Below are 14,546 nucleotides of genomic sequence, written 5' to 3'. Positions count from 1 at the left end.
ACATGACTACGCATATTCAACGTTCCGCCCTTTTGCCGTATCCCGCCCAGGCGCTTTATGACCTGGTCAATGACGTGAGTCGCTACTCCGAGTTTCTGCCCTGGTGTTCCGGCGCCAGTGTGCTGGAGCAGAGTGATACCTCAATGCGTGCGCGTGTCGAGATCGCCAAAGGCGGCTTGAGCCAGCACTTCGTCACACGCAATACGCTGACGCCGGGGCAAACCATCGAGATGAATCTGGAGGAGGGGCCTTTCAGCCAGCTGCACGGCGTCTGGACCTTCAAGGCCCTGAATGAAAAGGCCTGCAAGATCAGCCTAGACCTGTCGTTCGACTACAGCGGCTCGATCGTCCGCGCAACATTGGGGCCGCTGTTCAATCAGGCCGCCAACACCCTGGTTGACGCCTTCTGCCAGCGAGCCAAAGAGCTGCATGGCTGAGCGGCTGATTCGCGTTGAGGTGGTGTATGCCGCCGTTGACCGTCAGACGTTGCTCGCACTGGATGTGCCATCCGGAACATCAGTACGCGCTGCGGCTATCGCGTCGGGCATGGCCGAGCGTTTTCCTGAGCTGGATCTCGCGCAGTGCCCGATGGGTATCTTCGGCAAGCTCGTTGGCGATCCGGAGCGGCGCGTGCTGGATGACGGTGACAGGGTCGAGATTTATCGCCCGTTGCTCGCTGATCCGAAAGAGGTACGGCGTCTGCGCGCTTTAAAAGCTGCGGCTTCAAGAAAGGCGCAAAAATCGATTTAATTTTCTCATCGGCACGATTGAGAGACGTAAAAAAGCCCGGGATGTCCGGGCTTTTTTGTGCGGCTGATTCTACTGGGAAACGGTGGATCAGCGCGGATTTGTGTCCAGTGGTTCCTGGGAAGGAACGGGCACGGTCTCGACCTTGTCGACATCGTTCTGAATCTGCTCAAGCAACGAACCAGGCTTCGGCGGCTCTTCCTTCGGCGGCTGCGTCCCTTGATTTTCGGGGGTGACAGTCGTGTCGCTGCTATTGCCGAGAATGGCCTCGTCGCGGCTGACGCCCGGCTTGAAGTCACCGGACAGGCTCGCCAGTTGGTCATTGCCGTTGAATATCAGGCTGACACGCTCCTGCTGGCGTTCACCACCACCAGGCTGCAGGCTGTACAGATAGTCCCAGCGTTCAGGGTGGAAAGTGTCGGTCAACAAGGGGTTGCCCATGATAAACCTTACTTGCCGACGGGTCATTCCCGGGCGTAACTGGTCTATCATGTCCTGCGTGACGACATTGCCCTGTTGGATGTCGATTTTATAAACCCCGGGGAATGAACAACCGGCGAGTGCGAGCAGTCCCACGAAGGTGAAACTGGTTAGCAAGAGCTTGGTGTTTTGCATCGGTGGGCGACTTCCACTATCTTGGCTGGGACAACGTAAACCCCGATCATACCTGCATTAAGAGAAGCTGCGAAGCAGCGTCTGCGAGAAAGCTGACCATGGTTGAAAATAGCGAACTACGCAAAGCCGGACTTAAAGTGACCCTGCCGCGGGTCAAGATCCTTCAAATGCTCGATTCTGCGCAGCAGCGTCACATGAGCGCGGAGGACGTCTACAAGGCGCTGATGGAGGCCAACGAAGACGTCGGTCTGGCAACGGTTTATCGAGTTCTGACTCAGTTCGAAGCGGCCGGATTGGTGGTTCGCCACAATTTCGACGGCGGCCATGCGGTATTCGAGCTGGCTGACGGAGGCCACCACGACCATATGGTCAACGTGGAATCCGGCGAGGTTATCGAGTTCTTCGACGAAGAAATCGAAAAACTGCAAAAAGCCATTGTGAGCAAGCACGGCTTCGAGCTGGTTGATCACAATCTGGTGCTCTACGTACGCAAGCAAAAGGTGTAAGCCTTCTGTGAAGTACGACAAAGGCGACCCGCGGGTCGCCTTTGTTGTGTCTGCGTTGCTTGATCGGGATACCGCCACATTAACGCCGTCCGGCTCAGGCCATAATGATCGTCACGATTTGGACGTGACCACCATCTTCTTGGCGTGCGCGAGCGACTCCTTGGTCAGATCGATCCCTCCAAGCATTCGCGCCACTTCTTCCACGCGTTCATTTTTGCTCAGCTTGGACACCGCCGTCCGCGTCACATCCGCTTCACGAACCTTGTGCACGAACAGGTGTTGATGCCCTTGGGCGGCCACTTGCGGCAAGTGGGTAACCGTCATGACCTGGCCGCGTTCGCCAAGACGTCGCAGCAGCTGGCCAACAATCTCAGCCGTTGGGCCACCGATACCAACGTCGACTTCGTCAAACACCAGCGTCGGAACCCGGGATGTCTGTGCGGTGATCACCTGTATCGCCAGGCTAATTCGCGACAGCTCCCCGCCCGACGCCACTTTCGCCAGCGCCTTGAGCGGCTGACCCGGGTTGGCGCTGACCAGCAGCTCAACCTGCTCCAGCCCGTTGGGTGACAGTTCTTTATCTACGTTCTCACGCAGCTCGATATTGAAGCGGCCGCCCGGCATGCCCAGCCGCTGGATTTCGTGCTCGACCTTGTGGGCCAGCTCCGGTGCAGCGCGGTGACGCAGGTCACTCAGTTCGCGTGCCTTCTCTTGATAGTGCCGCGCGTAGGAACCTACCTCATGCTCCAGTCTCTCGATCGCTTCATCGTTGGCGTTGAGGGTTTCGATCTCGTCGAGCAATTTCTGATGCAGCGCCGCGACTTCAGTCGGCTGCACGCGGTGTTTGCGTGCCAGCGTGTAGATGGTGTCGAGGCGCTCTTCGATTTGCTGCAGGCGGGCGGGGTCCGCTTCGAAGCGATCGAGGAAACGATTGATCTCGCCGACGGCCTCTTCGACCTGAATCTGCGCACTGGAAAGCAGATTGGTCGCTTCATTCAGTGCATCGGGCGTGTTGTTCACGCTGCTGAGTCTGTTGAGGCTGGCGGTCAGTGCGTTCAGCGCATTGCCCGAATCGCTTTCACTGCACAGCTCGACCACTTGCCGGCAGATGCCCAGCAGGCTCTCGGCATTGGTCAGCGTGGTGTGTTCCTGCTCCAGCCGCTCGAGTTCGTTTTCGCCGAGGCTCAGGCTTTCCAGCTCTTCAAGCTGGTAGCTCAGCAACTGATGCTTGGCACGCTGCTCGTCGCCGGAGTTGGAAAGACGTTCAAGCTCCTGCCGCGTTTGCCGCCAGCGCTGGGCGGCCAGTTGAACCTGACGGGCGAGATCGGTGGCGCCCGCGTATTCGTCCAGCAGTCGCCGATGGGTATCGGTCTTGAGCAGTGACTGATGCTCGTGCTGGCTGTGAATGTCGATGACCAGTTCACCAAGTGCCTTCAGGTCGCCCTGGGGGCATGGCGTGCCGTTGATGTAGGCGCGTGAACGGCCTTCGGCAGTAATGACGCGGCGCAGAATGCACGGGCCGTCGGTTTCGAGGTCCCGCTCCTTCAGCCATGCGCTTGCTTCAGGGATATCCGACACGTCGAAGGTCGCGAGAATGTCTGCCTTGTCGGCCCCTGGCCTTACCACGCCACTGTCGGCGCGATCGCCCAGCGTCAGGCCGAGGGCGTCGAGCATGATCGACTTGCCGGCCCCGGTTTCCCCGGTGATCACACTCATGCCGCGATCCAGTTCGAGATCGAGATGTTCAACGATGGCGTAGTTATGTATGGACAGGTGGACCAGCATCAGAGCGGCTCCCAAACAATTTGTCTGGTTATTTATACAGTGTTTTGGTTTGGGCTGACAATGCCCGCCCTTAGCTCGATTTGAAAGGTCGTCGCCCATTTTTAGCATCAAACCTGCATTTCGCCACGGTGCGGGGCCGTCGAACTCATGTCGGAACATTTGTAGGGTTATTCAGCCGATCCTGCACCTAAACCCCTTGAACCCGAAAATTACGACCCCATATAGCCGGGCAGAGGCGTGAGTTGAGCTCACGGATGTAATTAGAAGGAGAGAATTTATGGCTGACGAACAGAACCCGGACATGCAGGCCCAGGATCAGGCTGCCGACACGGCGACTTCTCAAGATGATCTGGCAACCCGTGTGCAAGTGCTTGAAGAACAGCTGAAGGCGGCGCAGGACCAGTCTCTGCGTGTGGCTGCGGATCTGCAGAACGTCCGCCGCCGTGCCGAGCAAGACGTTGAGAAGGCGCACAAGTTTGCGCTCGAAAAGTTTGCGAGCGATCTGCTGCCGATCGTCGACAGCCTTGAGCGTGGTCTGGACTTGTCCAACTCGGATGACGAGAGCATCCGGCCGATGCGCGAAGGCATCGAGCTGACGCTGAAAATGTTCTACGACACGCTAAAGCGCTACAACCTTGAAGCCATCGACCCACATGGCCAGCCGTTCAACGCCGAGCACCATCAGGCAATGGCGATGCAGGAAAGCGCGGACGTCGAGCCGAACAGCGTGCTCAAGGTGTTCCAGAAGGGTTATCAGCTCAATGGCCGTCTGCTTCGCCCGGCCATGGTCGTGGTCAGCAAGGCGCCATCGCCTGTTTCGCCGTCGATTGACGAGCAGGCTTGAAATTAGCTGAGTGGCCCCCATTTACAGGCCAAGCGTTTAAGAATTACCGCAATTTGTAAATGCAGTTGCGGCAACCAAATTTAAGTTTCGGGAGAGTCAAAAATGGGCAAGATTATCGGTATCGACCTGGGGACCACCAACTCCTGCGTCTCGGTTCTGGAAAACGGTAAAGCCAAGGTTATCGAGAACGCCGAAGGCGCTCGTACCACCCCGTCGATCATTGCGTATGCCAATGATGGCGAGATCCTCGTAGGCCAATCGGCCAAGCGTCAGGCAGTCACCAACCCGCACAACACCCTGTACGCGGTGAAGCGTCTGATCGGCCGTAAGTTCGACGAAGAAGTCGTGCAAAAAGACATCAAGATGGTCCCTTACAAAATCGCCAAGGCTGATAACGGCGATGCGTGGGTTGAAGTCAACGACAAGAAAATGTCCCCTCCTCAGATTTCGGCTGAAATCCTGAAGAAAATGAAGAAGACCGCCGAAGACTACCTCGGCGAGACCGTGACTGAAGCAGTCATCACCGTCCCTGCTTACTTCAACGACAGCCAGCGTCAGGCCACCAAAGACGCCGGTCGTATTGCCGGTCTGGACGTGAAGCGCATCATCAACGAACCGACCGCAGCCGCGTTGGCTTACGGTATGGACAAAGCGAAGGGCGATCACACCGTCATCGTTTATGACCTGGGTGGCGGTACGTTCGACGTCTCCGTTATTGAAATCGCTGAAGTCGATGGCGAGCACCAGTTCGAAGTGTTGGCCACCAACGGCGACACGTTCCTGGGTGGTGAAGACTTCGACATTCGCCTGATCGATTACCTGGTTGACGAATTCAAGAAAGAATCCGGCATGAACCTGAAAGGTGATCCGCTGGCGATGCAGCGTCTGAAAGAAGCTGCCGAGAAAGCGAAGATCGAACTGTCTTCGAGCAATTCGACCGACGTGAACCTGCCGTACATCACTGCAGATGCCACCGGTCCCAAGCACTTGAACGTGAAGATCTCGCGCGCCAAGCTGGAATCGCTGGTTGAAGACCTGGTTCAGCGCACCATCGAGCCTTGCCGCATTGCGTTGAAAGATTCGGGTATCGACATCGGCGCGATCAACGACGTGATCCTGGTCGGCGGTCAGACCCGTATGCCACTGGTTCAGCAGAAGGTCACCGAGTTCTTCGGTAAAGAAGCGCGTAAAGACGTCAACCCTGACGAAGCCGTCGCCATGGGTGCAGCCATCCAGGGTGCGGTACTGGCCGGCGACGTGAAAGACGTTCTGCTGCTGGACGTCAGCCCGCTGACGCTGGGTATCGAAACCATGGGCGGCGTGATGACCGCGCTGATCGAGAAAAACACCACGATTCCTACCAAGAAATCCCAAGTGTTCTCGACTGCCGACGACAATCAGGGCGCAGTGACCATTCACGTGCTGCAGGGCGAGCGTAAGCAAGCGGCTCAGAACAAGTCCCTGGGCAAGTTCGACCTGGCCGAGATTCCGCCAGCACCACGTGGCGTGCCTCAGATCGAGGTAACCTTCGACATCGACGCCAACGGCATCCTGCACGTCGGCGCGAAAGACAAGGCGACGGGCAAGACTCAGTCGATCGTGATCAAGGCCAACTCCGGTCTGTCGGACGAAGAAATCCAGCAGATGATTCGCGACGCTGAAGCGAACTCGGACGAAGACCGCAAGTTTGAAGAGCTTGCATCTGCCCGTAACCAGGGCGATGCGCTGGTTCACTCGACGCGCAAAATGATCTCCGACGCTGGCGATAAAGTCACCGCCGAAGAGAAGACCGCTATCGAGGCTGCACTGGTTGCACTTGAAGCCGCTGTGAAAGGCGACGACAAGGCTGCCATCGACGCCAAGATCGAAGAGCTGTCGAAAGTCTCCGCGCCGGTCGCTCAGAAAATGTACGCCGAGCAAGGCGAAAAACCTGAAGGCGGTGCTCAGCCCGCTCAGGAAGAAAGCAAGCCGGCCGACGACGTTGTCGACGCCGAGTTCGAAGAAGTAAAAGAAAACAAGTAAGCGCAGGCTCACTTGATCGCCGGTTGACCACCTTCCAGTGGTCGCTGGTAGGATGTCGCCGCGCGGGAGCTTGCTCCCGCGTTGGCGTGTCTGGAACACCCGAATTTTCAAGCGCGCGATTCCGTATCGCGGGCTTTGTGGCAAAGCCGGATGCTCCTGCACTCCGGCTTGTTCAGCCGCTTTTCTCGGTCGATCGAAGGCCGTTGAACCAAGACCAGGATCGTTGAATTGACGTGAGTTGGGTCCGGGCCTGAAAGGGGCTCAACGAGTTCGGCAGACTCAGGAGGGTCATGCCGGACGTCCTCAAGAGTGCGGAAAATTTATGTCAAAGCGTGATTATTACGAAGTATTGGGCGTGGAGCGTGGCTCCAGTGAAGCAGACCTGAAAAAGGCGTATCGCCGTCTCGCCATGAAATATCACCCTGACCGCAACCCGGGTGACAAGGCTTCGGAAGACGCCTTCAAAGAAGCCAACGAAGCGTACGAAGTGCTTTCCGATGCCAGCAAGCGCGCGGCCTATGACCAATACGGTCATGCCGGCGTCGATCAAGGCATGGGTGGCGGCGGATTCGGCGGCGGTGGCGCCAACTTCTCCGACATCTTTGGCGATGTCTTCAGCGACTTCTTCGGCGGGGGGCGCGCTGGCGGCGGTGGTCGTGGTGGTGCCCAACGTGGCAGCGATCTTCGCTATACCCTCGAGTTGAATCTTGAAGAAGCGGTGCGCGGCACGACTGTCAGCATCCGTGTGCCGACGCTGGTCAACTGCAAGCCGTGTGACGGCAGCGGCGCCAAAAAGGGCTCGTCCCCGGTGACATGCCCGACATGCGGCGGCATCGGCCAGGTGCGCATGCAGCAGGGCTTTTTCTCTGTTCAGCAGACCTGCCCGCGTTGCCATGGCAACGGCAAGATCATCTCCGATCCTTGCGACTCCTGCCATGGCGAAGGCCGTGTGGAAGAGTCCAAGACGCTGTCGGTCAAAGTGCCGCCAGGCGTCGATACCGGCGATCGCATTCGTCTGTCGGGCGAAGGTGAAGCGGGGACGCAGGGCGGCCCAACGGGAGACCTGTACGTCGTGATCAACGTGCGTGAACACGCGATCTTCCAGCGCGACGGCAAGCACCTGTACTGCGAAGTGCCAATCAGCTTCACCGACGCTGCACTGGGTGGTGAGCTGGAAGTGCCGACGCTGGATGGTCGCGTCAAACTGAAGATCCCGGAAGGCACGCAAACCGGTAAGCAGTTCCGCCTGCGCGGCAAGGGCGTTGCCCCTGTACGTGGTGGCGGCGCCGGCGACCTGATGTGCCGTGTTGCCGTCGAAACTCCGGTCAACCTCGGGCGTCGTCAGCGTGAATTGCTCGAAGAGTTCCGTGCCTCCCTTGAAGGTGACAGCTCTCACTCGCCTAAAGCCAGTGGCTGGTTCGAAGGTGTGAAGCGTTTCTTCGGCGATCTCTAAGGGGCAGGGCATGCGACGCATTGCAGTGATGGGCGCCGCCGGGCGCATGGGCAAGAACCTGATCGAGGCGGTGCAGGATCGTGCGCCGCTCACCGGGCTGACGGCGGCAATCGTTCGTCCCGGCAGCACGATGATCGGTGCCGACGCCGGCGAACTCGCATCGCTGGGGCGTATCGGTGTTCAGTTGACCGGTAATCTGGAGCATGTTGCCGACGAGTTCGACGTCCTGATCGACTTCACATTGCCGGACGTCATGCTGAAAAATCTGGCGCTCTGTCGTAAGGCGGGCAAGGCGATGGTCATTGGTACCACCGGCTTGAGCGTCGAACAAAAGCGCCTGCTGGGGGAGGCGAGCCGGGACATTCCTGTCGTCTTCGCGTCCAATTTCAGTGTGGGTGTGAACCTGTCGTTCAAGCTGCTGGATCTAGCGGCGCGAGTGATGGGTGAAGATGCGGACATCGAGATCATCGAAGCTCATCACCGCAACAAGGTCGACGCGCCGTCGGGTACGGCGGTTAGCATGGGTGAGGTCGTTGCCAATGCCTTGGGGCGTGACTTGAGCAAGGTCGCTGTCTACGGTCGTGAGGGCTACACGGGTGTTCGTGACCGCGAGACGATCGGTTTCGCCACGGTCCGTGGCGGTGACGTCGTAGGTGATCACACTGTGCTGTTCGCCGCCGAGGGCGAGCGCCTGGAGATTACGCACAAGGCGTCAAGTCGCATGACATTCGCCAAGGGCGCAGTGCGTGCAGCGCTGTGGCTCGATGGCAAGGCGCCGGGTCTTTACGACATGCAGGACGTGCTCGATCTGCGTTGAGTGGTCCGGTGCTCTGAATCTGACAAGTAACAATGCGGGCAGGAGAGGGGCTTTCCCTGTATCCTGCCCGCAGTTTCAAGCCGTTACACACCCGCTACGCGATGTCCCGTCGCACTCCCCAGCCCTCACGGCAATTTTAGCGGTGGATTAAAAAGACCTCTTTCTGTAAGCTACAGCTTTAGTGTGTCCACTAAAAGCGCGCAGATAATTCTATGAAAAAAGCGGGGTGACGTGTCTATACGTCATTCCGCTTTTTTACAACCTGCGATCGCCCTTTCAGGCTTTATTACGGGAGGTCTTCTTGACTAAGCCAGCCATACTCGCCCTTGCTGATGGCAGCATTTTTCGCGGCGAAGCCATTGGTGCCGACGGTCAAACCGTTGGTGAAGTGGTGTTCAACACCGCAATGACCGGCTATCAGGAAATTCTTACCGATCCTTCCTATGCCCAGCAAATCGTCACCCTGACTTACCCGCACATCGGCAACACCGGCACCACGCCGGAAGACGCCGAGTCTGACCGCGTCTGGGCGGCGGGTCTGGTGATTCGCGACCTGCCACTGGTGGCGAGCAACTGGCGTAACAAGATGCCGCTCGCTGAGTATCTGAAAGCCAATAAAACCGTTGCGATTGCAGGCATCGACACTCGCCGCCTGACGCGTATCCTTCGCGAGAGGGGCGCTCAAAATGGCTGCATCATGGCTGGCGACAACATTTCCGAAGAAGCGGCCATCGCGGCAGCACGGGGCTTCCCGGGCCTGAAGGGCATGGACCTCGCCAAGGAAGTCAGCACGAAAGACACCTACGAGTGGCGCTCCACGGTCTGGAATCTGCAGTCCGACAGCAGCCCCGAAGTTGCCGCAGCTGATTTGAAGTACCACGTGGTCGCCTGGGACTACGGCGTCAAGCTGAACATCCTGCGCATGCTGGTTGAGCGTGGTTGCCGTGTGACGGTCGTACCTGCGCAAACCCCTGCCAGTGAAGTGCTTGCCCTCAAGCCGGACGGCATCTTCCTGTCCAACGGCCCTGGCGACCCGGAGCCCTGCGACTACGCCATTCAGGCGATCAAGGATGTGCTGGAGACTGACATTCCAGTCTTTGGTATCTGCCTGGGTCACCAGCTGTTGGCGCTCGCTTCCGGCGCTCGTACCATCAAGATGGATCTGGGCCACCACGGCGCCAACCACCCTGTTCAGGACCTGGATACCGGCGTGGTCATGATCACCAGCCAGAACCACGGTTTTGCGGTGGACGAAGCGACTTTGCCGAGCAACGTTCGCGCGATTCACAAATCGCTGTTCGACGGCAGCCTGCAAGGCATCGAGCGCACCGACAAGGACGCGTTCAGCTTCCAGGGCCACCCCGAAGCGAGCCCGGGCCCGACCGACGTCGCGCCGCTGTTTGATCGTTTCATCACAGCGATGGACAAGCGCCGCTAAGGCTGCCTTGCGACTGTAGCGAGCAGGTGGCCGCGCGGATCGGACAAGGTTCGATAGCCCGCCCGGCACCTGAGATGTTCAAGACGGCTTGCCGACTGACACAGGATTCGAGTGACAACCCATGCCAAAACGTACAGACATTAAAAGCATCCTGATTCTTGGCGCTGGCCCGATCGTAATCGGCCAGGCCTGCGAATTTGACTACTCCGGCGCCCAGGCCTGCAAGGCCCTGCGCGAAGAGGGTTACCGCGTCATTCTGGTCAACTCGAACCCGGCCACCATCATGACCGACCCGGCCATGGCGGATGCGACCTACATCGAGCCGATCAAATGGGCGACCGTCGCCAAGATCATCGAAAAAGAACGCCCCGACGCGCTGCTGCCAACCATGGGCGGCCAGACCGCACTGAACTGCGCGCTGGACCTGGAGCGCGAAGGCGTTCTGGAGAAGTTCGGCGTTGAGATGATCGGCGCCAATGCCGATACCATCGACAAGGCTGAAGACCGCTCCCGTTTCGACAAGGCCATGAAGTCCATCGGCCTGGCTTGCCCGCGTTCCGGTATCGCCCACAGCATGGAAGAGGCCAATACGGTCCTCGAAAAGCTGGGCTTCCCGTGCATCATTCGTCCGTCCTTCACCATGGGCGGCACTGGTGGCGGCATCGCGTACAACCGTGAAGAGTTCGAAGAAATCTGCGCCCGCGGTCTCGACCTGTCGCCGACCAAAGAGCTGCTGATCGACGAATCGCTGATCGGCTGGAAAGAATACGAAATGGAAGTTGTCCGCGACAAAAAGGACAACTGCATCATCGTCTGCTCCATTGAAAACTTCGACCCGATGGGCGTGCACACCGGCGACTCCATCACGGTCGCGCCGGCACAGACGCTCACCGACAAGGAATACCAGATCCTGCGTAACGCCTCGCTGGCGGTCCTGCGTGAGATCGGCGTCGAAACAGGCGGCTCGAACGTTCAGTTCGGCATCTGCCCGGACACCGGCCGTATGGTCGTGATCGAGATGAACCCGCGGGTTTCTCGCTCTTCTGCACTGGCTTCCAAGGCCACCGGTTTTCCGATCGCCCGAGTGGCAGCCAAGCTGGCTGTCGGCTACACGCTGGACGAGTTGCAGAACGAAATCACCGGCGGCAAGACCCCGGCGTCGTTCGAGCCATCGATCGACTACGTCGTGACCAAACTGCCACGCTTTGCGTTTGAGAAGTTCGCCAAAGCTGACGCGCGCCTGACCACTCAAATGAAGTCAGTCGGCGAAGTCATGGCCATCGGCCGGACTTTCCAGGAATCCCTGCAGAAAGCCCTGCGCGGCCTGGAAGTGGGTGTCAGCGGTCTCGATCCGAAGCTGGACCTCAGCAATCCGGAAAGCATGAGCATTCTCAAGCGCGAGCTGACGGTTCCGGGTGCCGAGCGCATCTGGTACGTCGCTGACGCTTTCCGTGCCGGCATGACGGTTGAACAGATTTTCGGCATGAACATGATCGACCCCTGGTTCCTGGTGCAGATCGAAGATCTGATCAAGGACGAAGAGAAGGTCAAGACCCTCGGCCTGTCGGCGATTGACCGCGACATCATGTATCGCCTCAAGCGCAAGGGCTTCTCCGATGCCCGCCTGGCCAAGCTGCTGGGTGTGACCGAGAAGAACCTGCGCACGCATCGTCACAAACTGGACGTGCTGCCGGTCTACAAGCGCGTTGACACCTGCGCCGCCGAGTTCGCCACCGACACCGCGTACATGTACTCCACGTACGAGGAAGAGTGCGAAGCCAACCCGACGAATCGCGACAAGATCATGATTCTGGGTGGCGGTCCGAACCGCATTGGCCAAGGCATCGAGTTCGACTACTGCTGCGTACACGCCGCGCTGGCCCTGCGTGAAGACGGGTACGAGACCATCATGGTCAACTGCAACCCTGAAACCGTATCGACCGACTACGACACCTCTGACCGTTTGTACTTCGAGCCGGTGACCCTGGAAGACGTGCTGGAAATCGTCCGCGTCGAGAAGCCGAAAGGCGTGATCGTCCAGTACGGCGGCCAGACCCCGTTGAAGCTGGCGCGCGCACTGGAAGCTGCAGGCGTGCCAATCATCGGCACCAGCCCGGACGCCATTGACCGTGCAGAAGACCGTGAGCGCTTCCAGCAGATGGTCGAGCGACTGAACCTGCGTCAGCCACCAAACGCCACCGTGCGCAGCGAAGACGAAGCCATTCGGGCGGCGGCGAAGATCGGCTACCCGCTGGTGGTGCGTCCGTCCTACGTACTGGGCGGCCGTGCGATGGAGATCGTCTACGAAGAAGACGAACTCAAGCGCTACCTGCGTGAAGCGGTTCAAGTGTCCAACGACAGCCCGGTGCTGCTTGACCACTTCCTCAACTGCGCCATCGAAATGGACGTTGATGCGGTCTGCGACGGCACCGACGTGGTGATCGGCGCGATCATGCAGCACATCGAACAGGCCGGTGTTCACTCCGGTGACTCGGCATGCTCGCTGCCACCGTATTCGCTGCCGGCGCATATCCAGGACGAAATGCGTGAGCAGGTCAAGAAAATGGCCCTGGAGCTCGGCGTTGTCGGTCTGATGAACGTGCAGCTCGCATTGCAGGGCGAAGACATCTACGTCATTGAAGTGAACCCGCGCGCATCGCGTACGGTACCGTTCGTGTCGAAGTGCATCGGAGTCTCCCTGGCGATGATTGCCGCTCGCGTCATGGCTGGCAAAACGCTTAAAGAACTCGGCTTCACCAAAGAAATCATTCCGAATTTCTACAGCGTGAAAGAAGCGGTGTTCCCATTCGCCAAGTTCCCGGGCGTCGACCCGATCCTCGGCCCAGAAATGAAGTCGACCGGCGAAGTCATGGGTGTCGGCGACACCTTCGGCGAAGCATTCGCGAAAGCCCAGATGGGCGCCAGTGAAGTCCTGCCGACTGGCGGCACGGCCTTCATCAGCGTGCGTGACGACGACAAGCCGCTGGTGGCAGGTGTGGCACGCAGCTTGATCGAACTGGGCTTCGATATCGTTGCAACCGCTGGGACCGCACGCCTGATCGAAGAGGCCGGGCTGAAAGTTCGCCGCGTCAACAAGGTGACCGAGGGCCGTCCACACGTGGTCGACATGATCAAGAATGACGAAGTCACGCTGATCATCAACACGACCGAAGGGCGCCAGTCGATCGCTGATTCCTACTCCATTCGCCGCAATGCCCTGCAGCACAAGATCTACTGCACCACGACTATCGCTGCGGGCGAGGCCATCTGTGAAGCGCTGAAGTTCGGCCCTGAAAAAACCGTACGCCGCTTGCAGGATCTACACGCAGGACTGAAAGCATGATCAAGTACCCAATGACCGTTCAGGGCGCTCGCGCCCTGGAAGAGGAACACGCACACCTGACCAAGGTGGTTCGTCCCAAGCTCAGTCAGGACATCGGGACTGCGCGCGAGCTGGGCGATCTCAAGGAAAACGCCGAGTACCATGCCGCCCGCGAACAGCAGGGCATGGTCGAAGCGCGCATCCGCGACATCGAAGGCCGGATCCAGAATCAGGTGATCATCGACGTCACCACCATCCCTCACACCGGGAAAGTGATCTTCGGCACTACCGTCGAAATTGCAAACGTGGAGACAGACGACCGCGTCACCTATCACATCGTGGGTGAGGACGAAGCTGACTTCAAACTGGGCAAGATTTCGGTGGGCTCGCCGCTCGCTCGCGCGTTAATTGGCAAGGAAGAGGGCGATGTCGTCGCTGTGAAGACACCAAGCGGTGTGATCGAGTACGAAATCGTGGAAGTGCGTCACGTTTGATGATCAACACCCGCATTGCGCGGGTGTAGATTCAGACAGCGGGTTCGAAGGTCATTGCATGGCCTATCGAACCGGCGGTCGCATGTCGGGTCTGACCGGTTCGGCGCTCAACTTTGCAGCTGGGCATCGAATCTAACGGCCAGCGCGTGTTCGCCGCTGACCCGAAGAGGATCAGTTGAAGCGGTGGACGTTGGACAGCTGCTTGTTTACCTTCGGGTTCTTGCGGTAAATCAGCGCCATTTTGCCAATGACCTGCACCAGATCGGCCTTGCCGACTTTGCACAGTTCAGCGATGGCTGCCAGGCGGCTTTCGCGGTCGAGGATGTTGAGTTTGATTTTAATCAACTCGTGATCGCCCAGTGCGCGCTCCAGTTCGGCCAACACACCTTCAGTCAGACCATTGTCCGCCACGATCAACACCGGTTTCAGATGGTGGCCAATGGATTTGTATTGTTTCTTCTGCTCTTGAGTGAGCGGCATAATCTGACCTCTGCGTCTGATCT

The 14,546-nt window shown here is 58.7% G+C and carries 13 protein-coding genes; 10 read left to right on the top strand and 3 right to left on the bottom strand.

The window, feature by feature from the left end; all coding sequences use genetic code 11:
* The first annotated feature begins 2 nt into the window (after positions 1–2).
* Together M1E04_RS21030 and M1E04_RS21025 are read left to right on the top strand one after the other, a co-directional pair.
* Complete coding sequence (locus M1E04_RS21030) at positions 3–437, top strand: type II toxin-antitoxin system RatA family toxin (RefSeq protein ID WP_065987619.1); 435 nt, start codon at positions 3–5, stop codon at positions 435–437.
* Positions 430–750: an RnfH family protein gene (locus M1E04_RS21025; RefSeq protein ID WP_456291975.1), complete on the top strand. Its 321-nt coding sequence runs from the start codon at positions 430–432 to the stop codon at positions 748–750. Before M1E04_RS21030 ends, M1E04_RS21025 begins: the two co-directional genes overlap by 8 nt.
* Before the next feature lie 87 nt (positions 751–837).
* Here M1E04_RS21025 and M1E04_RS21020 read toward each other — a convergent pair whose 3' ends face one another.
* Positions 838–1,362 carry an outer membrane protein assembly factor BamE gene (locus M1E04_RS21020; RefSeq protein WP_192132976.1) on the bottom strand — a complete coding sequence of 175 codons (525 nt, stop codon included), beginning with the start codon at positions 1,360–1,362 and terminating at the stop codon, positions 838–840.
* A 98-nt stretch (positions 1,363–1,460) separates the two neighbouring features.
* Between M1E04_RS21020 and fur the strand changes: the two genes are divergently transcribed.
* The gene (fur, locus tag M1E04_RS21015; protein ID WP_065987616.1) at positions 1,461–1,868 is read left to right on the top strand and encodes a ferric iron uptake transcriptional regulator; all 408 of its coding nucleotides are present in this window, start codon (positions 1,461–1,463) and stop codon (positions 1,866–1,868) included.
* A gap of 111 nt (positions 1,869–1,979) precedes the next feature.
* On the opposite strand, the gene recN is transcribed toward fur, so the two are convergent.
* Positions 1,980–3,653 (bottom strand): DNA repair protein RecN, encoded by a 1,674-nt coding sequence (gene recN, locus M1E04_RS21010; protein ID WP_456291974.1) that lies wholly within the window; start codon positions 3,651–3,653, stop codon positions 1,980–1,982.
* Between the two features lie 277 nt (positions 3,654–3,930).
* Here recN and grpE point away from each other — a divergent pair, with 277 nt between their 5' ends.
* The 7 genes from grpE to greA all read left to right on the top strand — a co-directional run bounded on the left by grpE (position 3,931) and on the right by greA (position 14,043).
* Positions 3,931–4,497: a nucleotide exchange factor GrpE gene (gene grpE / locus M1E04_RS21005; RefSeq protein ID WP_065987614.1), complete on the top strand. Its 567-nt coding sequence runs from the start codon at positions 3,931–3,933 to the stop codon at positions 4,495–4,497.
* A gap of 102 nt (positions 4,498–4,599) precedes the next feature.
* Entirely contained in the window at positions 4,600–6,519 is a 1,920-nt protein-coding gene (gene dnaK / locus M1E04_RS21000; RefSeq protein ID WP_065987613.1) for a molecular chaperone DnaK, read from the top strand.
* 322 nt (positions 6,520–6,841) lie between these two features.
* Positions 6,842–7,972: a molecular chaperone DnaJ gene (dnaJ, locus tag M1E04_RS20995; protein WP_065987612.1), complete on the top strand. Its 1,131-nt coding sequence runs from the start codon at positions 6,842–6,844 to the stop codon at positions 7,970–7,972.
* Positions 7,973–7,982: 10 nt separating this feature from the next.
* Complete coding sequence (gene dapB, locus M1E04_RS20990) at positions 7,983–8,789, top strand: 4-hydroxy-tetrahydrodipicolinate reductase (RefSeq protein ID WP_456291973.1); 807 nt, start codon at positions 7,983–7,985, stop codon at positions 8,787–8,789.
* 301 nt (positions 8,790–9,090) lie between these two features.
* Positions 9,091–10,227, top strand: a complete 1,137-nt coding sequence (gene carA, locus M1E04_RS20985) for a glutamine-hydrolyzing carbamoyl-phosphate synthase small subunit (RefSeq protein WP_456291972.1) — start codon at positions 9,091–9,093, stop codon at positions 10,225–10,227.
* Between the two features lie 121 nt (positions 10,228–10,348).
* Positions 10,349–13,570, top strand: coding sequence for a carbamoyl-phosphate synthase large subunit (gene carB, locus M1E04_RS20980; protein ID WP_192132963.1), 3,222 nt, complete (start codon positions 10,349–10,351; stop codon positions 13,568–13,570).
* Positions 13,567–14,043, top strand: a complete 477-nt coding sequence (greA, locus tag M1E04_RS20975) for a transcription elongation factor GreA (RefSeq protein WP_037015137.1) — start codon at positions 13,567–13,569, stop codon at positions 14,041–14,043. The genes carB and greA overlap by 4 nt, the downstream gene beginning before the upstream one ends.
* Positions 14,044–14,214: 171 nt before the next feature.
* Here greA and M1E04_RS20970 read toward each other — a convergent pair whose 3' ends face one another.
* Complete coding sequence (locus M1E04_RS20970; protein WP_065987608.1) at positions 14,215–14,523, bottom strand: YhbY family RNA-binding protein; 309 nt, start codon at positions 14,521–14,523, stop codon at positions 14,215–14,217.
* Between the last annotated feature and the right edge of the window lie 23 nt (positions 14,524–14,546).

The sequence above is a fragment of the Pseudomonas sp. AK106 genome (assembly GCF_053903055.1).
Note: the sequence above shows the minus strand (reverse complement) of the source record. Positions and strands in the feature narration are given on the sequence as shown.